Genomic DNA, 20,095 nt, shown 5'->3' with positions numbered 1-20,095 from the left:
AAGGGCGTTGTCCTCTTGCCTTTGCAGACATGACAGGGATCCCCTTGCGAGGGCCACCAACACCAATGAAGCCGCGCTTATATCCGCGCGGCCCCCAGAGTCAACACGCTAGTCAACAACAGTTGGCAAGTTTTCTGATGGCTCAGGCGGCCTCGTGCCGCAACAGGGCGGATTCGGTGTCCGTCAGGTTGCGACGCGCAAATGCGCCATAGCTGTAGGGGTCAGCATCAAGCCCTGGCATCTGCCCCAGCAGGCGCGCCCGGTCCTCATCCGTCAAAGAGGTCAGAGCCGCATTTGCCGGGTGGAAACTTTCGGTTTCCACGCCATTGGCCCACAAGATCTGATGGCTGGGCAACAGCAGGTGAATATAGGTCACCTGGCGCACCGTCAGATCGACCGAGATGGTCGAGCCATTGATCAGCTCCCGTGCGGGCACCAAAACCTCGGACGTGTTGAACAACGCCTGCGCAGCTGCCCCTTTCACCAACATCCGGTGTTCGGGGGAAACCAGCAATTCAGCATCAGGACGGTCGATCCCCAAGGCGCCCATCCGCAATCGCACCGGGCGCAGTTTAGGCATTACAAACAGCCGCGCGCCGCTCATGCGACGGTGACCGATCCACTGGATCTGCTGCGGACCGCTATCGCGGGTCTGGACCTTGTCGCCTTCGCGCAGTTCCTCAACCAAACGCGGGCCGGTGGGCGTCGCGATCCGGGTGCCGGGTGTGAAACAGATGACCCCGCGCCCGCTTGTGTCCACATGTGCGGGTTCCGAACGGGACAGGGAATGATGCACCACCCACAGATCAGTGTTGCGCGGCGGGATCTGATCCAGAAACATCAACAGCGGCGCCGCGCCGTTTTCGGGATCTATGACCGTGACCGTGTAGCTCTGAGCCCCATTGGTGACGACAAAGCTCTGATCTGCCAGAGGTTCGTCGAACTCGATTTCTTCGATGTCCGATCTGTGTTGTACCGCTGCGCCCACCAGTCGCCGCACTTTGCGTGCAGCCCGTTTCCGGAGCGCATCTTCACCGTCCGCATGATCCAATCGCAACAGCCCCGTGGGTCCATCCACGCGCACCGCCTCACCGTGCCACGACCATACCGCACCCACCGAAAGCGAATCCAGCGGAGCGGCCTCAAGGCCGTCGAGATCTGTTTGCGACCAGGAAATGACGAACGTGCCACGAAAGCCCGTTTTCATCTGCCTGTATGCCTGCCTTTGTATTTTTTTATTGAGGAACCGTTAACAATTTAGGTGCCTCAAAGGAAGTCACATAATTACAGAATACTAGAGCGTGTTCTTAATACCGCAGTGTCAGCCTGAGAGCTTTCGAAAATCAAAGAAGCCTTGACTCTGAGCAGCGTCAAAAAACGACACGGGCGCGCAGCCCCAGAATGGCGAACCCGCTCTGCGCAGAGGTCAAAGGGTTGTCGATGTATTGCAACGACGGCGTGATTTGGAAATTCGGAGAGATCGAGAACCGGTAGAACAGCTCGGTCGTGAACTGCGTCCCCGGAACGCCCCGTGCCTCGGCCCAGTTGAGCCCCACACCCGCCAAGTCGGTGTTACGCCCATAATATCCGATCCCGGTGGAAAACGAGCGCTCATAGAGCGCAGCCGTGCCCTTGGCCCAACCAGCCCGCACAAACGGCATCCACTGATTGTCGAGGAACCAGGCGGCGGAAAAGGCCGCGCCATAGTCCTCGGGCCGACTGCCATCATCTGCGGCGTCGGCATGCCACAGAGTCACATGCACATTGTCGAAGTAGATCCGATCAAAGCCCGAGGTATAGCCGATCTCGAGGCTCTTGAAGAGATTACCGTGGCTGAAGACTTCAAAGTCCGGGTTGGTGGGGTCGGCATTGGCATCGGCCACGCTGGCCACGGCGTAGAAATTCGAACCCAGCTTGACGCCGCCCGCGATCCCCAGCCCCGGGTTCGGCGCATTGATCGTCGGGTTGGTGTTGAACGCCAGATTTTGAAATCCGGTGTAGGGGCTAACCAGGCCATAGACATCCACAAAGTCAGTGACGTCGATCTGACCAAATTGCAGCGTCCAATTTCCACTGGCAGCCCGCTGCGTCCAGAACAGGTTCGTTAACATGGTGCCATTGTCATTGAACGCCGTGCCCGTGATCGACAAGGCGCCGCCGTTCAGGCCCAAAAACTGAGGAGCGACTGTGCCATAGGCGTGGCGATGCTCTACCTTGAAGGTCAGTGATCCCTGTTCCGTCGCCTGCCAGGCCCCATAGAACCGCGCGATACCGCCGCCCGCACGACCGTTGCCCACATTTGAATCCGACGACTGCCCAAGGGTCAAATAGTCAATGCTGAAGCGAAACCCGTTTTCCGCCAGGCTGTCTTTCCAGGCAAACCACCCCGGTGCCACATTCTTGGGAAAGGCCGAGCGATACTGTGGGTCTGTCAGCCCATCCCCATCCAGCTCGGCCCCGACCGAGGATGGACCGTTCAACCCACCGCTTTGCGCGGCAGCCGGCACCGCCGACCACAAGAGCAAAGCTGCAAGGGCAAAGATCCTAGTCCTCATTCAGGCCATCCCCCTCTTTATCCCGCAATTGCTGCGTCATCTTCTCGACCCAAGCTTTGCCACCTGCGGACATCGCGCCGGCAAACGCCAGCGGTTCAACTTTGGTTGCCTCCATCGTGAACGCAGCTTGCATGCGTACAGGCCCGTCAACAACAACGACTTCTCGCTCGGTCGGTACAACAGCAATCTGCCCCGTCAGCCGCACAGGTTCGTAAATGGTCTGAGGTCGCCAATCGCTGTTCAGGCGAACGCGCACCATCTGGTTCGGAGGTGGCGGAGGAACGTGGCTGCACATGCCGCGCTCGGGGACCAGATACACCGTGGCAACCCCATCCTGATCCGCAGGCGCGGGGATAACATACCCCCCCAAGGTCACGATTTGACCGTCCACATCCGCATCACCGGCCCAGGCCGCATTCCGTCGACGTTCTGCCGCAACCCAACGCTGCGAGATGAGCCAGTCCGCATCAACTCCATCCTCGGCAAGCGCAGTTTTTGCGTCGGACAGGCGCTGACCAAGCTCGCTCCGCTGATCATCGTCCGAGGTTGCCGTCAACTGTGATTGCATGCGCGCAACCTCTACCAAAGCGGTGAGCTGTTCGGCGCTCAGGTCCCGATAAGGATCCTCATAGCTTTGGGCCGCCTCATCAATCAGATCCGCCCAATCCAGCATCCCGCGTTCAGCATGGGCAACGGTCGCGCCAAGCAGCAGCACACTCAGGGAAAGAAACTTAAGCATATCTCACGTCCTGTCAGTGGCGCGGCGCAGACATCGAAATGCCCACGCCGCACCGAGGGATTGGGTCAGCGGTATTAGATCAGCGGGATCAGTTCAGCGTGTTCTTGTAGACCACGCCGTCTTTCATGATCAGCCGGATGGTTTCAGGGCTTTCGGGACGCGGGTCTGCACCGAACCATTTGTCGCCTGTCCCCACCACTGTGAAGTCCTCAAGAGGATTGCCGTCGATCAGCAAAATATCGGCATAAGCACCCTCTTCGATGACACCGAGTTTCGCGTCAGGATATGGGTTCATAAAGTTGCCGCTAAGCTGCGCAATTTCACCGCCGATTGATGTCAAAGTAATCATCGACTGAAACGGGCCAAAAAACTCGTTATTGAGATGCTTTTCGTAGGCGATTTGGATATTGCAGGCCTCAACCGAACCGACACAGTCTGTTTGGAAACCTCGCGGTACAGGGCACTTCTTCATGTTGGGAATGTAATTCGCGAACGTGGCAGAAGCCGATTTTGCTTTTGCCAAGCTGGACGGCTGATTCTTGACGGCGGGGACATCCAAAAGACCGGGATCGAAAGCGGTCAAATTGGTCGTGATATAAGCGCCTTTTTCAACCATCACTTCCGCGATGTCACAATCGAATGAAAACCCGTGTTCAATCGACATGACGCCCGCGTTGAGCGCATTCATAATCGCTTCCTTGCGATAGGCATGGGCCATCACATAGCTCTCGTATTCGCTGGCAACTTGCACGGCCGCCGCGATTTCCTCAGGAGCACCGGCCAATAGCTGCCAGGGATCAAATGCTGACACCACGCCGCCCGAAATCATGAACTTCAGCTGGGTGGCCCCCATGCGGAAGTTGTTGCGCCCATAGACGTACACGTCATCAACACCAGTAATTTCCTGTGACAAATTCAGGCGACCAAAATTCGTAGACCCACCCGGCGGTGAGGTGAAGGTTGCAAAGTCGGCATGACCGCCACGCGTTCCGAGAAAAGCTCCCGAAGGGTAAAACCTAGGTCCTGCGATCTGACCCGAGTCAATTGCACGGCGAAGGCCACCATTTGCACCTCCGGCATCCCTCACGGTTGTAAACCCTTGCATCAGGTACATCTCGGCCATACGCGTGCCGTGAATACCGAAGTCTTCCCAGGTCGTGTTGGCCTCCATTGCTGACAATGACGGCCCCATCAGCATCAGATGTGCGTGGTTCTCGATGAAACCCGGTGTCAACGTGCGCCCTTCTCCGTCAATGATCGTGGCGTTTGGTGCATCAATCGCCTCGGTTGAAACGGATTTGATCAGGTTCCCTTCGACCAGCACGCTGGCGTTTTCGATCCGGGCCTCGTTCACGCCGTCAAAAACATGCACGTTGGTGAACAGGGTTTGGGCGGGCGCGTCATCCTGCGCTTGCACGGAAACAGCGGAAAACGAGAGTGCAACGGACATCGCGGCACAGGCCAATCTACGAATCATACTTCCCTCCAAGTCATTAAATTAGACGAATATTAGCACTTATGAATTCGATTCGTCGGCCAGTTTCACTGATCCTGAAAATGAAAGTCAGAAAAATGGCCGACACTTTCGGCAACTCTGTGCAATAATGGCCAACGACTTTTGAACGGACATCTGGCATGCCACGCACTCAAGACGGGTTCATTCGTTTGGTCCTGGTTCAACCGTTTGTTGAGCACATAGAACGATCGGGAGCTGATCCAAGACCCGCGCTGGCGACCCTTGGTCTAAGCAAGCAGATGCTGAGGAACCCGAACGCCACAGTGCATGCGGAAATCATCTATGGCCTCTGCAATGCCTTGGCCGAGCAGTCCGAAATCCCGCATCTGGGGTGCGAGGTCGGGCAGCAATTTGACTTGAGCATCTGGCCCCCCATTGCCGCTGCGGCCAAGGCCTCGGGCAAGGTCGGCGGATTTCTGGCCAACTATCTGATGCAGGTGCCCCAGGAATCGAGCTCGGTGAAACATACGCTGATCGTCGAAGCGGATCGCGCCAGCTATGGTGTAAGCCGTTTGGTGCGCACGGAAAACCCGCCCCGTCAGGTCGACGGGTTTGGCATAGCCATGCATCTGAGGTTGTTGAAAACGGCCATGGGGCCGACTTGGATGGCGCAGGACGTCTTGGTCGAAACCGCTTACCCCGAGGCGGTGCCTCGCGGGTTCATGGGGGTGCGCTTGGCGCGCGTCGAAAATCCGACGCTTACGATTTCATTTCCGCCCGAATGGCTGAATACCGACTTGAAGCTGCGCGCCAAGGCGGAAACCTCGCCCCCTGCAACAGACGAACCCGACATGTCGATCGTGGCCGCCCTGCGCAGCGCCGCCCGTCCCTTGTTGTGGAAGGGCAAGCTGACCTCTCAGGACCTGGCCCGTGCTCTGGGATTGGGGCAACGGCGGCTTGAAGCAGCGTTGCGACTGCACCGGACAACCCCCGCACGCGAGGTCAAGCGGTTGAAGATCGAGGTCGCGCAAGAGGCTCTGGCGGACGAAGAGCTTTCCATTGGGGATGTTGGGCTTCGCCTTGGCTATTCCGACCAGTCCCATTTCGCGCGGTTCTTTCGGTCTCAGACCGGCCAGTCCCCACAAGAATTCCGCCGGTCCCTTGACCCATCTGACGACGCATGATCCGCTACTTGTTCACTGGTGCGGGGACGTTCTCGACTGCCCAGTCTCGAAAGGCACGCATATTTGGGCTGTCCCACTTGTCTTGTGACCCGATCACCGCATAGCCGCCGTACTGCGTGCCACAGACCATGTCCGGGAACGGGCAAACCAACAACCCCCGTTCCAGTTCTTCGGCACATAGCAAGGGATCGACCATCGCCACGCCCGCCCCCAAAACGGCCGCTTTGGTGGCCATGTCGAGGTTCGGGAATGCCTCGCCGCTTTGCACGTCAAGCCCATCGACTTGAAAAGTGTCGATCCAAGTCGTCCAATCCTCGCGCTTTGTGCTTTCGTGCAACAGCGGGCGGTGGCGCAAATCGGATGGCTCGACCAACGGTGGCCCCTGATCCAACAGCGACGGAGCACAGGCGGGGACCAAAGACATGGGAAACAGGAACTGCGCCTTGATGTCAGCCGACCGACCCGGCCAATGCTCTAGCGAAATGCCCACGTCCTGCTCTGCCGGATCAAATCCGCGATCCCCGTAGAACTCAGTCGTCAGGCGCACCCGGATATCCGGGTGCTGATCTCGAAACCCCTGCAAACGCGGAAACAGCCAGCGGATGGAAAGCCCCGGCGGACAGATGATCCGCAACTCGGACGCTGATGCAGATGCCCGACGCGTGGCGCGCTCAATCCGGGCAAAGGCCTCGGTGAGTTCCGGCAACAGCGCCTGCCCGACCTGCGTCAGCTCGACCCCACGGTGATTGCGCCTAAAGAGGGTCACGCCCAGGTGTTCCTCCAGCAGCTTCACGTGGCGGCTGACCGCGCCGCGTGTCACGCATAACTCGTCGGCGGCATCAATGTATCCGCCATGGCGCGCGGCCGCTTCAAAGGCACGCAGAGCGTTCAGAGGTGGAAGCATGATTCCCTTTGGGTGATTTTTCCTAATCCAATCTATGAGAAAGCCTGGTTTGAAATCAACCCTGGTGCGGCAGTAGAACTGTTCGAAACGCAAAGGGATCAGCCATGATTACTATAAACAAGACCAACAACCGACGCTTGACGTTCAACCCCACGCCCTTGCTCGTAGGCTTGTTTCGATGGATGCAATTTTCAATCCCAAAGTGGCACTCACAGGCAGAGATACCGGTTGAGCAGGACCTGCTCCGCCTGGCACAAACCTCGCCGCATCTGTTGTCTGACCTGGGCTTAACGCGCGACCCAGAACGGCAGGATGCAGGCATGGAAGTTTGGGTGTCCGACCGGGCTCCTTATGAGGTGCACCTGACCTCTACCAAATGTGAACCGCACATCCCTTGTGCGCGCGCGCAGGGGTTTCGGTCCTGACAGGTCGGACTGTTTCGCTATGCTCTAGTCCCGTTCGCAACAGCCAGACCGAGAGCGCAATGACCCCCGCCGTGAGCCCTTATTCAAACAACGAGACGCTAGACTTTCCCGGTGCGATCACCCTGCGCATCCTGCTTACGGGGGATCAGACGGGCGGCACGATGGAAGTGTTCGAGGACATTGTCCAACCGGGCGTCGGCCCTGGCCGTCACATCCATCACAACCAGGACGAAACGTTCTTTTTCCTAGAAGGTACATTCGACGTCGAAATCGACGGCGAGATGCATCGCATGATATCTGGCGACGTAGCCTTTGTGCCGCGCGGCACCGTTCATGCCTTCAAGAACGTGGGCGATACGCCGGGGCGGTTGCACTATGTCTTTTCGCCTGCGCTGCAGGCCGAGGCGATGTTCCGCGCCTTTCACGCTGCCTTGTCAAAGGACGCCTTGACGCCGGACGAAATGGCCCGGATCGCAAAAGCCCATTGTCAGGAGTTTGTGGGGCCGCCGCTGTAACGGCGACCTCACGCATGGTTCAACGGGCGCTGTCGAACATGTCGAGCAGAGTTTCCAGCGTCACCTTGTCGTGAGCGGAATACTGCGCCTCACGGCTGCGCCACAGAGTCGCCTGAGAGCGCAGGATCAAGCCATCCGACAGGATCTTGAGGTGGTTGGCCCGCAAGGTCTCACCGGTTGATGTGATGTCGGCGATGCCCTCAGCGGTTTCATTGGCAACCGTCCCCTCGGTCGCGCCCTGGCTGTCAACGAGGGCAAAATCGGCCACACCGCTGTCCGTCAGAAACTCGCGCACAAGGCGGTGATACTTGGTGGCGATCCGCATTCGGTGGCCGTGCACCTCACGAAAGGCTGAGGCGGCCGCATCCAAATCGTCGAGCGTGTCCACATCAACCCAGCAATTGGGGACGGCGATGATCAAATCGGCCTGCCCAAAGCCAAGCGGTGCGATCTCTTCGACTTGTTGCTCCCAACGGGGTAGCTTTTCGTGCACGAGATCTGCGCCGGTGACGCCCAAATGAATACGCCCTGCGGCCAGCTCGCGCGGAATTTCCCCTGCCGACAGCAACACCAGCTGGACGTTGTCGATCCCTTCGACCTTCCCTGCATACTCGCGGTCCGATCCGGTGCGCGACAGGCTGACGCCACGCTTTTCGAACCAGGCAAAGGTCTTTTCCATCAGCCGCCCCTTGGACGGCACACCGAGTTTCAGGCTCATTGCGTGGCCTCCTCGATTTCGAGCATCAGGTCAGGGCGCAGCACGCCGCCCACGGCAGGGATTTCGGCACCGTTGCCCAATTGCCGTGTCAGCGCGTCATAGCGTCCACCCGTGGCGATCGGGGGCAGATCAGGACGGCGTTCCGCGTAAAAGCCAAAGACAAAACCGTCATAGTATTCCATCGAAGTGCGGCCATAGGCGGCCTCGAAATCCAGGTCGTGCACGTTGACGCCCCGTGCAGCCAAGGCGGCAATCCGCGCCTCGAGCCTATCCAGCGCGGGCGAGATCTGCGGCAGGTCCACCGCCACATCCCGCAGCTGTTCCAGCGCAAAGGGCATCGTCTCGCGCACGGCGAGCAAGCTGTCGAGGCCGACCATTTCGGTGTCCGAGATCGGACCCGCGGCAGCGTCTTCGCGTAGCGCTTCGATACGCGCCTCAATCTCGGCCGCTTTGCGTTTGCCAATCATAGGCGCGTCGAACCCCATCGGATCCTCGGACGCCAGCAGCGCCTCGCGGCTGGCAGGCACGGGCGAGCGCCCTGCGAAACGATCCAAAAGCGCACGGAACCGACGCGGACGCCACAGGTGGCGCATTAGGGCAGCCTTGCGACGTTCGGTGGTTTTCAGGCCCTGAACGGCGGCGATCAAAATGCCAATGTCACCCGTTGCTGCACGCAGGGACAGGCCACGCAGTTGCAGAGCAAAGAGCGAAAAGACTTCGGCATCCGCCGCTGCAGAATCGTCGCGGTCAAAGACCTCATACCCCACCTGCACATATTCATTGGACCGGTCGGGGTCGTGCTCCTGACGGCGGAACACCTCGCCCGAGTAGGTATAGCGCGCAGGCTCGGCCCCGTCGCGCATATGCATCTGCACGACCGGCACCGTGAAGTCCGGGCGCATCATCTGCTCGCCGCGCAGCGCGTCTGAGGTCACATAAGCGCGGGCACGGATGTCTTCGCCGTACAGATCCAGCAGGGTGCCAGCAGGCTGCAACAAGGGCGGATCGACCACTTGGCCGCCCGCCGCTTCGAACCGCACCCGCATCATCGCGGCGCGGGCCTGAATGTCGGAACGTTTGGCCATGGCTCAGCCCTGCCCGTCCAGAATTTCGCGCACCTTAGCGACCAGATCGCCGCGTGGCACTTCAAACTGGCTGGGGCGTTCTTTCCATTCCTCAAGCGTGGCGCTTTCAGCAATCTTGGCGCCCAGGATCAGGTCCTTGATCTGGATGACGCCCGCCTCTTTCTCACTACCGCCTTCGATGACCGCGATGGGAGAGTTACGCTTGTCCGCATATTTCAGCTGGTTGCCGAAATTCTTGGGGTTACCCAGATACACCTCAGCGCGAATGCCTGCATTGCGCAGCTCGGAAACCATCGCCTGATAGTCTGCCATGCGGTCACGGTCCATCACTGTGACCACAACGGGTCCAGTTTCCTGCGCCTGAATACGGCCCTTTTCGCGCAGCGCCGCCAGCAGGCGGTCAACGCCGATGGAGACACCAGTGGCGGGAACCTCTTGGCCGGTGAAGCGTTTGACCAGATCGTCATAGCGTCCGCCGCCCGAGACTGATCCGAATTGCCGCTTGCGGCCTTTCTCGTCAAAGATCTCGAACGTCAGCTCGGCCTCATAGACCGGGCCGGTGTAGTATCCCAGGCCACGCACGACCGAGGGGTCAATCTCGATCCGGTCGGAACCATAGCCGCCAGCAGCCAGCAACTCGCCGATCTGTTCCAGTTCGTTGATACCGTCCGCGCCCACTTTGGACGCACCAACAGCCGCGCGCAGGTTGGCCAGAGTTCCAGCCGCATCCGCAGACTTGGAAGTCAGGAAGGCAATCACCGGCTCGGCCTGATCGTCGCTCAGGCCCACACCGTCGATAAACGCGCCCGAGGCATCAAGGCGGCCCTTGGTCAGCAACTCGCGCACACCGGCCTCGCCCACCTTGTCGAACTTGTCGATGGTGCGCAGTACGTTGTCGCGGGCGGCTTGATCGTCGCCAAGGCCCATCACCTCGAGTACGCCGTTCATGACCTTGCGGTTGTTGACGCGCACCAGATAGTCTCCGCGCGGAATGCCAACAGTTTCCAGCGTGTCCGACAGCATCGCGCAAATCTCGGCATCGGCTGCCATCGAGGCGGTGCCAACGGTATCCGCATCGCACTGATAGAACTGTCGATAGCGCCCCGGTCCCGGCTTTTCGTTACGCCACACCGGCCCCATCGCATAGCGGCGATAGGGCGTCGGCAGGTCATTGCGGTGCTGCGCATAGACGCGGGCCAAAGGCGCGGTCAGGTCATAGCGCAAGGCCATCCAGTCGCCATTGCCGCCTTCGTCAAACTCTTGCCAGGCAAAGACGCCCTCGTTCGGGCGGTCGACGTCAGGCAGGAACTTGCCAAGCGCCTCGACCGTTTCGACCGCACTGCTTTCCAGCGCATCAAAGCCGTACCGATGATACACATGGGCAATCTGCTGCAGCATCTGGGTGCGCTGCGTGACCTCGGAGCCGAAATAGTCGCGGAACCCTTTGGGCGTTGCGGCCTTGGGGCGGGGCTGTTTCTTGGTCTTTGCCATCGAAGTATCCTCAGGGGGCATTACTGTCGCGCGGGGTCTAGCCCATGGTCCGCTGAGGGGCAAGGTAAAGGGGCGCCGCACCCTGGGTGGACGCAGCGCCCAAACGCTCAGACCAGGCTGGCGAGCATGTAGTAGAGCGGCATCCCCAGCGTCAGGTTGAACGGGAACGTCACCCCAAGCGCCAAGGACAGGTAGATGCCGGACTTGGCCTGTGGCAACGCCAAGCGCATCGCCGCGGGCACCGCGATGTACGAGGCGGACGCCGACAGCACCATGAGCAGAAATGTGCCGCCGATTGACAGCCCAACAAGAACCGCGGCCAGCAGGCCAAACAGGCTGCCAATGACCGGCATCACGCACCCAAACACCAGCAACCCGCCCGAGATGTCCTGTTTGTTTTCAATCAGGCTCCGGCCCGCCGACAGGCCCATGTCCAGCAGGAAAATCGCCAGAACGCCTGTAAACGGTACGACAATGAAGGGATGAAGGTCGTTCAGACCCTTTTCGCCGGTGACTGCCCCGATCACGAACGAGCCCACAAGTAGCACGATCGATCCATTGCCCAGGATGTGCCGCATCAACTTGCCGTCCATCTTAGCCGCGCCCGTCTTGCGCGCCGCGATCCACAGCGCCGACATGATCGCAGGTACCTCCATCACCGCTGCGACGGCAACCAGATACCCCTCGGACGTGATCCCGCGCGCCTCGAGCAGGCTGACGGCCGTAACAAAGGTCACGATCGAGATCGAGCCATAGTGCCCCGCCACAGCTGCCGCGTTCAGCCCATCCAGGCGCGTCATCGCCTTGAGCAACCCATAGGCCACAAAGGGCAGAACAAAGGACAACACCATGCCTGCAATCAGCGAGGTCACCAATTGGCCGTCGACCCCGCTTTTGGCCACTGCGGCGCCGCCTTTGAACCCAATGGCGAGCAGCAGGTAGATCGACATGATCTTGGCCGCGCCTTCGGGAATGGACAGATCACTTCGCGCAAAGGCGGCGATCAGGCCAAGCACAAAGAAAAGGATAGTGGGGGCCAGCAAGTTGCTGGTCAGCGCAGCGATAGAAAGTTCCATTGCGGTTCCTGTCAGTCAAATGTCCGCAACCGTATTTCTTGCCGTTAATATAAATACAAATATATGTTAACTGTATTTTGCATAGTTTGGAGCTATGAATGCGCCCTACGCTTCGTCAATTGGAGTATATCGTCGCCGTGGCTGATACCGGCCAGGTCGGCCTGGCCGCCACGCGTCTGAACGTAAGCCAGCCCAGCCTGTCCGCACAGCTGAGCGAAGTTGAGTCCGACCTGGGCACCCAGTTGTTTCAACGCGGCCGTGCGGGCGCCAAGATCACCCCGGTCGGAGAAGAGGTTGTGCGCCGCGCCCGCCTGATTCTGCATGAAATTCAGGATCTTAGGGTCGCAGCACGGGGCGGTGGCATCTTTCAGGGTCGCCTGCGGCTGGGGGTCTTGCCCTCAATCGGTCCGTATCTCTTGCCTGGTGTCGCGCGCCGTTTGCACCGCGAGCACCCCCGATTCCGTCTGATCGTGCGCGAAGAGAGCACACGCGATCTGGACGAAGGGCTGCGCAGCGGACGTTTGGACATGATCATCTCGACCCCCGAAGATCACCCAGGCGCGCGCAGGGCGCATCTGTTCACGGAAAAGCTTTGGGTTGCGGTGGCTCTGGATCATCCCGAGTTTTCCACGCTGACCCGCGTTCCGCTTTCGGCGCTTAAGGGTCAGACCCTTTTGACCCTGGGCGCGGGCCACCGGCTGTCGCATATCGTGGCTGGCTTGGCCGCGCGGGCCGGTGGGCGGGTGTCGGACGAATACGAGGGCACCAGCCTTGACGCGATTCGCCTTATGGCGGCCACCGGGGCAGGTCTGGCCATCCTGCCCAGCATCTATGCCGCAACCGAGTTGCGCCGAGGCACGGATGTGCATCTGATCGCGCTGGATGAAGCAGATGCGATGCGCGATTTGGCCCTAGTTCAACCGCAGTTGCCCGCCCCTCGCCCCGGCAGCGACGTCTTGGCCGAGATTTTGCAAAGCGAAGCCAATCGTCTGCTGACCATCTAGATGTCGCCAAAATCCCCCGACCGACCTTTGCCTGATGCAAAACGCGCGGCACCCGCCTGACCTTCGGCAGCAAAGGCCGCAAAAGACACCCATTCCCATCGCAGTGCTGCGGCCAGATCAGTTGGTGTCATGCGCGCCGACAGGTGATCGGCCAACATGCAGGTCTGCGGGAATCGGATCAGATCGGCGGCAATCGTGCGGGCGACCTTCAGCGCCTCACCTTGTGGACAAGTCCGGTTGGCAAAGCCCAGCGAAAGCGCCTCACTCGCCTCGACCCCGCGGCCCGTCAGGATCAGGTCGTTTGCCCGCCCCTGCCCCAGGATCTGTGGCAAGCGGATCGTGCCCCCGTCGATCAATGGCACACCCCATCGGCGGCAGAACACGCCAGTCACCGCACCCTGCGCCATCACGCGCATGTCGCACCAGGCCGCCAATTCCATGCCGCCGGCCACTGCTGGGCCTTCAATGGCTGCGATTACGGGCTTGGACAGCATCAACCGCGATGGCCCCATCGGGCCTGGAATGGGATGGATCACTGGGTTGTCCCAGCCTTCAGGGATCTGAACCTTGGCCATCCAACCAGTTGCATCCCCCGCGCCTGCCGCTTTGAGATCGAAACCGGCGCAGAAGTATCCACCTGTCCCGGTCAGAATCGCAACGCGTTGAGCCTCGTCTGCCTCAAAATCAAGAAAAGCCTGATACAGCAACCGAGCCGTCTCGGGGTTGACCGCGTTTCGAGCATCGGGCCGGTTGATGGCAATTGTTGTGATGCCGTCTGATTTGTCGATGGTGATGGTCATAGCGATTTCTCCCTCTGATCGCAGCCTCGACCCCATGATATCGGGCTAGCAAGCGTGACGTTGCGCCTGTATGACAGGGCAGAACGCCAAAGGACCCATGCCCCATGCAGAACCTCGAGGAACAGATCGCCCACCTGACCCGCACGGTCGAAGAGATGAGCGACGTGGTGGCCCGACAAGAGACCGAGATCGCCCTTCTGACCCGGCGCGTGCAGATGTTGATGGAGCGTGAGGCCGAGCGCGAACAAGCCGGCGCCGGTGGCATCGTTCTGGGCGACGAACGTCCGCCACATTACTGATCACCCTGATCACGTCAAAGCTGACTGTTGACAAGTATCTGTTTCAAAACAGATACTCGATCCATACTGCCAATTGAATACTTGAATACCCAAACGAGACGGCCTGCCGCTGCCAATAGCGTACGGTCCCCAAAATCTGTTCAGGGAGATCAGTATGAAGACCCAAAGACGTTCCACCGCGTTCCTGTCCTCTGTTGCGATGACCGCTGCACTGATGTTGCCTGGCGCGGGACAGGCCCAGATCAAGACCACCGAAGAAGCCGCCGCCAGCGCCTTCCCGCCAGAGGCCTTTTCGCCCTACGCTAACCGATCCATACCGATTCAGCCCTTGTGGGGCGAAACGCATCTTCACACCAGCCTGTCGTTGGACGCCGGTGCATTCGGTAACATTCTGGGCCCCGACGATGCCTGGGCCTTTGCCAAGGGCCAGCAAGTCACATCTTCGACTGGCCTGCCTGTGAAACTCAGTCGTCCGCTGGATTGGATGGTTCTGACCGATCACACTGACCTGATGGGCTTTGCGCCCGACCTGCAAGCAGGAAAACCCGGCGTGCTGGCCGACCCCAAGGGTCGCGAATGGTACGAAGGTTACACCAAGGGCGGAGAGGCCGCAGGCAAATCCGCCTTTGACCTGATCACAAACTTCTCGCAAGGCACCTTGCCTGAAATGCTGTTGGAATCCTACAGCCCCGGCGCGGACGCCTTTGCCTTTGTCTGGGAAAAGATCGTGCAAGCGGCTGAGGACGCCAACGAACCTGGCGAATTCACTGCCTTTATCGGGTTCGAGTGGACCTCAGTGCCCAAAGGTTTCAACCTGCACCGCAATGTGATGCTACGCGATGGCCCAACCCGCGCAAAACAGGTCGTCCCGCCAGTAACGCAAGCCCCTTACGGCGACACCGACCCCAACTATCTCTATGAGTGGCTGGAGATGTATCAGGAGAAGACTGGCGGTCGCGCGGTCGCGTTTGCGCACAACGGCAACCTGTCGAATGGCTGGATGTTCCCGACCAAAGACACCTATCACGGCGGCGTGGTGGACGAGGATTACGTCAAACAGCGCGCCAAGTGGGAACCGCATTATGAGATCACCCAGATCAAAGGCGACGGAGAAGCGCATCCTTTCCTAAGCCCGGATGATGAATTTGCCGACTATGAGAACTGGGATGTCGGCAACCTTGATCTGACCGAGATCAAGACAGACGAAATGCTCAAAGGCGAGTATGCCCGCGAGGCGCTAAAACAGGGTTTGGCGCTAGAAGCGAAACTGGGCACTAACCCCTACAAGTTCGGCCTTGGCGGCGCAACGGACAGCCACACGTCGCTGGCGACAGCGGAAGAAGACAACTTCTTTGGCAAATCCACCAGCGTTGAACCCTCGCCCACACGGATCGAACACCCCTTCATCGCCAGCGATCTGGGCCGGATCGAAGGGTATCAATTGGTCGCATCGGGTTACACAGCTGTCTGGGCCGAGGAAAACACCCGCAGCGCCATCTTTGACGCTTTCAAACGACGCGAGACCTATGCCACAACAGGTCCCCGCATCGGGTTGCGGTTCTTTGGTGGGTGGGAGTTCACTGGCGATGATCTGAAATCACGCTCGCCTGCGCTGATCGGATATAACAAGGGTGTGCCCATGGGCGGCGACATGCGCCCGCGTGACAGTGATGCAGCGCCCAGCTTCCTGATCTTTGCCCTGCGCGATCCGATCGGGGCCAATCTGGACCGCGTTCAAGTGGTCAAAGGTTGGATGGATGCGGAGGGAGAGCTGCACGAAAAGGTCTTTGATGTTGCCTGGTCCGATGACCGCGAGATCGACGGCGACGGCAAACTGCCCGAGGTTGGCAATACTGTTGACCTTGAAACCGCAAGCTGGACCAACACAATTGGTGCAGCTGAGCTGGCGACAGTCTGGACCGATCCCGAATTCGACGCGGGTGAGCGTGCGTTCTATTATGTACGCGTACTTGAAATCCCGACACCGCGTTGGGTGGTCTACGACAAGATCCGCTTTGGCATCGAACTGCCGGAAGAGGCGCAGTTGATCCATCAGGAACGCGCCTACTCCTCGCCCATCTGGTACACACCCGCCGAAGGGTAAGGGTTCAAGAAAATGTAAGCGCCGCCCCAAGGGCGGCGCATGTACTTAGAGCTCCTCGACGGCCATCACACCATCCAGTGACTTGAGCGCGCCCTTGATCTGTGGGCTGATCGGGAAATCACGACCCAGATCCATCTCTACATCCCCCGGCAAACCAGCAGCAATCAAACACACCTGGATCGGCCCGCGTGAGGCCCCCTTGGCGGCTTCGGCTGCATCGGCCAACACCTTGGCCACCGTGGGCACCGCCTCGGGTGCTTCCAAAAACACCTTGAGCCCACTGGTTCCTGTCGACGAAGAAATCGCCGCATCGATCGGCCCAACCGAACGGCCCAACAACTTCAGCTGATCGGCTTCCATCGTCGCCTCGGCCTGGACCACCACATGGGCGCCCGTTTCCAGGTGCTCGCGACACTTTTCCAAGGCTTCCGAAAACAGCGTCACCTCATAGGCCCCTGTCGGGTCTGAAAGCTGGGCAAAGGCAAAGCGGTTGCCGCGCGCCGATTTCCGCTCTTGCCGCCCGGCCACGACGCCCGCAATCTTGGCAATCAGCGGGCTGGAGCGAGCCTTTTCCATCACCTCGTCCAGCGTCAGAACGCCCTTGCGTTTGAGCGCGGGCATGTAATCATCCAGCGGGTGACCGGACAGGTAAAAGCCGATGGCTTTGAACTCTTCGCTCAGGCGTTCAGCCGCCAGCCAATCGGGCGAGTTTGACAGGCGCGGTTCGGGCAGGTCATCGCCCGCTTCACCAAACAGCGAGACTTGGTTCGAGTTCTTCTGCTCCTGAATGGCCGCCGAATAATTCACCAACGGCTCGAGGCTTTCGAACACGCGGCGGCGGTTGGGATCGAGCTGATCGAACGCGCCCGCGCGCGCCATCATCTCCAGCGGGCGCTTGCCAACCCGCTTCAAATCCACCCGACGGGCAAAATCGAACAGGTTCACAAACGGTTTGTCACCTCTCCCTTGCACCACCAGGTTCATCGCTTCGACGCCCACGTTTTTAAGCGCGCCCAGCGCATAGACCAATTCGCCGTTCACCACGTCAAAGGTGGCCAGCGAGCGGTTCACGCAAGGCGGCACATAAGGCAGCTTCAACCCCTTGCGGACCTCTTCGAAATAGATCGCAAGCTTGTCGGTCAGATGGATGTCGCAGTTCATGACGCCGCCCATGAACTCGACCGGGTGGTTCGCCTTTAGCCAACCCGTCTGATAAGACACCACCGCATAGGCCGCCGCGTGGGATTTGTTGAACCCGTAGTTGGCGAATTTTTCCAAAAGGTCGAAAACCTCGGATGCCTTTTTCTTGTCGACCCCGTTTTCGCCCGCGCCCTTTTCGAACTTGGGGCGTTCGGCGTCCATCGCCTCTTTGATCTTTTTACCCATCGCACGGCGCAGCAGGTCAGCACCGCCAAGCGAGTAACCTGCCATGACCTGCGCGATCTGCATCACCTGTTCCTGGTAAACGATGATGCCCTGTGTTTCGGCCAGGATGTGGTCGATCAGCGGGTGAACAGATTCAATTTCCTTGAGCCCGTTCTTGACCTCGCAATAGGTCGGGATGTTCTCCATCGGACCCGGACGATACAGCGCCACAAGGGCAACAATGTCCTCGATACAGGTCGGTTTCATGCGCTTGAGCGCATCCATCATGCCGGTGGATTCCACCTGAAACACCGCCACCGTCTTGGCAGCCGAATAAAGCTTATAGGTCGGCTCGTCATCAAGCGGGATGGCGTTGATCTCGTTCGCCGCGCCCTCGGCGGGTTCATAAAGCTGCGTGCCATCGGCAGCGACATGCAGATCGCGACCGGATTTAAAGATCAGGTCCATGGCGTTCTGAATGACTGTCAGCGTTTTCAGACCCAGAAAGTCGAACTTGACCAACCCGGCCTGTTCCACCCATTTCATGTTGAACTGGGTCGCAGGCATATCCGAGCGCGGATCCTGATAGAGCGGCACCAGCGCATCCAGTGGCCGGTCGCCAATCACCACACCGGCGGCGTGGGTCGAGGCGTTCCTGAGCAACCCCTCGACCTGCTGGCCATAGGTCAGCAGCCGGTCCACGACCTCTTCGTTGCGGGCCTCTTCGGCCAGTCGCGGCTCATCCTGCAGGGCCTTTTCGATGCTGACGGGTTTCACGCCCTCAACCGGGATCATCTTGGACAGGCGGTCGACCTGGCCATAGGGCATCTGCAACACCCGGCCCACGTCACGCACGGCAGCCTTGGACAGAAGCGCACCAAAGGTGATGATCTGGCCCACCTTGTCGCGACCATATTTCTCTTGCACGTAGCGGATCACCTCTTCGCGGCGATCCATGCAAAAGTCGATGTCGAAGTCGGGCATCGAAACCCGTTCCGGGTTGAGGAACCGTTCAAACAGCAATGAATAACGCAACGGATCAAGGTCGGTGATGGTCAGCGCATAGGCCACCAGCGAACCCGCACCCGAGCCCCGCCCCGGCCCAACCGGGATATCATGATCCTTGGACCATTGGATAAAGTCTGCCACGATCAGGAAGTAGCCCGGGAACCCCATTCCCTCGATGATGCCCAGCTCAAAATCCAGCCGTTCCTGGTACTCCTCGACGCTCACAGCATGCGGGATCACTGCCAGACGTTTTTGCAGACCGTCGTTGGCGATACGGCGCAGTTCGGCAACCTCGTCGTCGGCGAATTTGGGCAGGATCGGATCACGGCGATAGGCCATAAAGGCGCAGCGCTTGGCGATCTCAACCGTGTTCTCAATCGCCTCGGGCAGATCGGCAAACAACGTCACCATCTCTTGTTGCGACTTGAAGTAGTGCTGCGCTGTCAGACGCCGCCGCCCTTCTTGCTGGTCGACATAGGCCCCCTCGGAAATACAGATCAACGCGTCATGCGCTTCGTACATCTTGGTGGTTGGGAAATAGGCGTCGTTGGTGGCCACAAGCGGCAGGTTCTTGGAATAGGCCATTTCCACATGAGCGCGTTCGGTCAGGCGCTCGGACTCTGGTTGACCATCCTCGCCGGGATGGCGCTGCAACTCGACATAGAGCCTATCTGGATAGATTGCGGCCAACCGGTCCATCAGTTCCTCGGCCGCGGGTCGCTGGCCCGCCTGCAAGAGTCGCCCAATCGGCCCCTCGGGACCGCCCGACAGGCAAATCAAGCCATCAGAATACGCCTCAAGCTCGTCCAGCGTGACTTGTGGCAACTGCCCCCCCTTGTCTATGTACAGACATGAGTTCAGCTTCATCAGGTTCTCATACCCGCGCTCGGTCTGGGCCAACAGCACCACGCCCGCCGGGTCCTTTGGCTTCTCCCCTGGCTGCGGCGTCAGATAGGCCAGATCGACCTGACAGCCGATAATGGGCTGGACACCCGCGCCTGCTGCACCGACCGAAAATTCAAGCGCGGAAAACAGGTTGTTGGTGTCGGTCACGGCCACCGCCGGCATGTCCATCTGGACACAAAGCCCGGGCAACTTTTTCAGTCGCATGGCCCCCTCGAGAAGAGAGTATTCGGTGTGGACGCGGAGGTGAATGAATCGGGGATCGCTGCTCATCCGCCCAAGCTAGCGCAGCCCGCGAAGGGGGGAAAGACGCAAGCGACCGCTCTTCGGAATGTCGAAATAATAGGCATTACTTTTCGGGGATTCTTGAAGGTGTTTCAACCCTCGCACCTGCCGAAAAACAGGCAAGACAGTGCGTTTTCAGCACCTTAAGCGCAAAACCCCCCCCTGAACACCTCGCAAAT

At 59.5% G+C, this 20,095-nt stretch carries 16 protein-coding genes; 5 read left to right on the top strand and 11 right to left on the bottom strand.

Annotation, left to right across the window (positions count from 1 at the left end):
- Positions 1-142: 142 nt before the first annotated feature.
- From TRM7615_RS08925 to TRM7615_RS08910, 4 genes are all read right to left on the bottom strand, one after another.
- Positions 143-1,207, bottom strand: coding sequence for a Hint domain-containing protein (locus TRM7615_RS08925; protein ID WP_108786623.1), 1,065 nt, complete (start codon positions 1,205-1,207; stop codon positions 143-145).
- Positions 1,208-1,370: 163 nt separating this feature from the next.
- Complete coding sequence (locus TRM7615_RS08920; RefSeq protein ID WP_108786621.1) at positions 1,371-2,555, bottom strand: carbohydrate porin; 1,185 nt, start codon at positions 2,553-2,555, stop codon at positions 1,371-1,373.
- Complete coding sequence (locus TRM7615_RS08915) at positions 2,545-3,294, bottom strand: DUF3299 domain-containing protein (RefSeq protein ID WP_108786619.1); 750 nt, start codon at positions 3,292-3,294, stop codon at positions 2,545-2,547. Before TRM7615_RS08915 ends, TRM7615_RS08920 begins: the two co-directional genes overlap by 11 nt.
- An 88-nt stretch (positions 3,295-3,382) precedes the next feature.
- On the bottom strand, positions 3,383-4,618 hold the full coding sequence (locus TRM7615_RS08910) for a metal-dependent hydrolase family protein (protein WP_235824051.1): 1,236 nt from the start codon (positions 4,616-4,618) through the stop codon (positions 3,383-3,385).
- Positions 4,619-4,929: 311 nt separating this feature from the next.
- Between TRM7615_RS08910 and TRM7615_RS08905 the strand changes: the two genes are divergently transcribed.
- A complete protein-coding gene (locus TRM7615_RS08905; protein ID WP_108786615.1) occupies positions 4,930-5,934 on the top strand; it encodes an AraC family transcriptional regulator in 1,005 nt (334 codons plus the stop codon).
- A gap of 4 nt (positions 5,935-5,938) precedes the next feature.
- Here TRM7615_RS08905 and TRM7615_RS08900 read toward each other — a convergent pair whose 3' ends face one another.
- Entirely contained in the window at positions 5,939-6,838 is a 900-nt protein-coding gene (locus TRM7615_RS08900) for a LysR substrate-binding domain-containing protein (RefSeq protein WP_235824050.1), read from the bottom strand.
- A 496-nt stretch (positions 6,839-7,334) separates the two neighbouring features.
- Here TRM7615_RS08900 and TRM7615_RS08890 point away from each other — a divergent pair, with 496 nt between their 5' ends.
- Positions 7,335-7,778 carry a cupin domain-containing protein gene (locus tag TRM7615_RS08890; RefSeq protein ID WP_165821401.1) on the top strand — a complete coding sequence of 148 codons (444 nt, stop codon included), beginning with the start codon at positions 7,335-7,337 and terminating at the stop codon, positions 7,776-7,778.
- Positions 7,779-7,797: 19 nt separating this feature from the next.
- On the opposite strand, the gene hisG is transcribed toward TRM7615_RS08890, so the two are convergent.
- The 4 genes from hisG to TRM7615_RS08870 all read right to left on the bottom strand — a co-directional run bounded on the left by hisG (position 7,798) and on the right by TRM7615_RS08870 (position 12,148).
- Entirely contained in the window at positions 7,798-8,496 is a 699-nt protein-coding gene (hisG, locus tag TRM7615_RS08885) for an ATP phosphoribosyltransferase (protein ID WP_108786609.1), read from the bottom strand.
- The gene (locus tag TRM7615_RS08880) at positions 8,493-9,581 is read right to left on the bottom strand and encodes an ATP phosphoribosyltransferase regulatory subunit (protein ID WP_108786607.1); all 1,089 of its coding nucleotides are present in this window, start codon (positions 9,579-9,581) and stop codon (positions 8,493-8,495) included. The genes hisG and TRM7615_RS08880 overlap by 4 nt, the downstream gene beginning before the upstream one ends.
- Positions 9,582-9,584: 3 nt before the next feature.
- A complete protein-coding gene (gene hisS / locus TRM7615_RS08875; RefSeq protein WP_108786605.1) occupies positions 9,585-11,072 on the bottom strand; it encodes a histidine--tRNA ligase in 1,488 nt (495 codons plus the stop codon).
- A 107-nt stretch (positions 11,073-11,179) separates the two neighbouring features.
- Positions 11,180-12,148 carry a sodium-dependent bicarbonate transport family permease gene (locus tag TRM7615_RS08870; RefSeq protein ID WP_108786603.1) on the bottom strand — a complete coding sequence of 323 codons (969 nt, stop codon included), beginning with the start codon at positions 12,146-12,148 and terminating at the stop codon, positions 11,180-11,182.
- A 98-nt stretch (positions 12,149-12,246) separates the two neighbouring features.
- Here TRM7615_RS08870 and TRM7615_RS08865 point away from each other — a divergent pair, with 98 nt between their 5' ends.
- Positions 12,247-13,152 carry a hydrogen peroxide-inducible genes activator gene (locus TRM7615_RS08865; protein WP_108786601.1) on the top strand — a complete coding sequence of 302 codons (906 nt, stop codon included), beginning with the start codon at positions 12,247-12,249 and terminating at the stop codon, positions 13,150-13,152.
- On the opposite strand, the gene TRM7615_RS08860 is transcribed toward TRM7615_RS08865, so the two are convergent.
- Positions 13,149-13,952: a crotonase/enoyl-CoA hydratase family protein gene (locus TRM7615_RS08860; protein WP_108786599.1), complete on the bottom strand. Its 804-nt coding sequence runs from the start codon at positions 13,950-13,952 to the stop codon at positions 13,149-13,151. The two genes, TRM7615_RS08865 and TRM7615_RS08860, sit on opposite strands and share 4 nt — an antisense overlap.
- A gap of 104 nt (positions 13,953-14,056) precedes the next feature.
- Here TRM7615_RS08860 and TRM7615_RS08855 point away from each other — a divergent pair, with 104 nt between their 5' ends.
- Positions 14,057-14,251 carry a SlyX family protein gene (locus TRM7615_RS08855; protein WP_108786597.1) on the top strand — a complete coding sequence of 65 codons (195 nt, stop codon included), beginning with the start codon at positions 14,057-14,059 and terminating at the stop codon, positions 14,249-14,251.
- Between the two features lie 154 nt (positions 14,252-14,405).
- Positions 14,406-16,355, top strand: a complete 1,950-nt coding sequence (locus tag TRM7615_RS08850) for a DUF3604 domain-containing protein (protein ID WP_235824049.1) — start codon at positions 14,406-14,408, stop codon at positions 16,353-16,355.
- Positions 16,356-16,400: 45 nt separating this feature from the next.
- Here TRM7615_RS08850 and dnaE read toward each other — a convergent pair whose 3' ends face one another.
- The gene (gene dnaE / locus TRM7615_RS08845) at positions 16,401-19,904 is read right to left on the bottom strand and encodes a DNA polymerase III subunit alpha (protein WP_108786595.1); all 3,504 of its coding nucleotides are present in this window, start codon (positions 19,902-19,904) and stop codon (positions 16,401-16,403) included.
- Positions 19,905-20,095: the final 191 nt, after the last annotated feature.

This window comes from Falsiruegeria mediterranea M17 (genome assembly GCF_900302455.1).
Lineage (GTDB): Bacteria > Pseudomonadota > Alphaproteobacteria > Rhodobacterales > Rhodobacteraceae > Falsiruegeria > Falsiruegeria mediterranea.
Note: the sequence above shows the minus strand (reverse complement) of the source record. Positions and strands in the feature narration are given on the sequence as shown.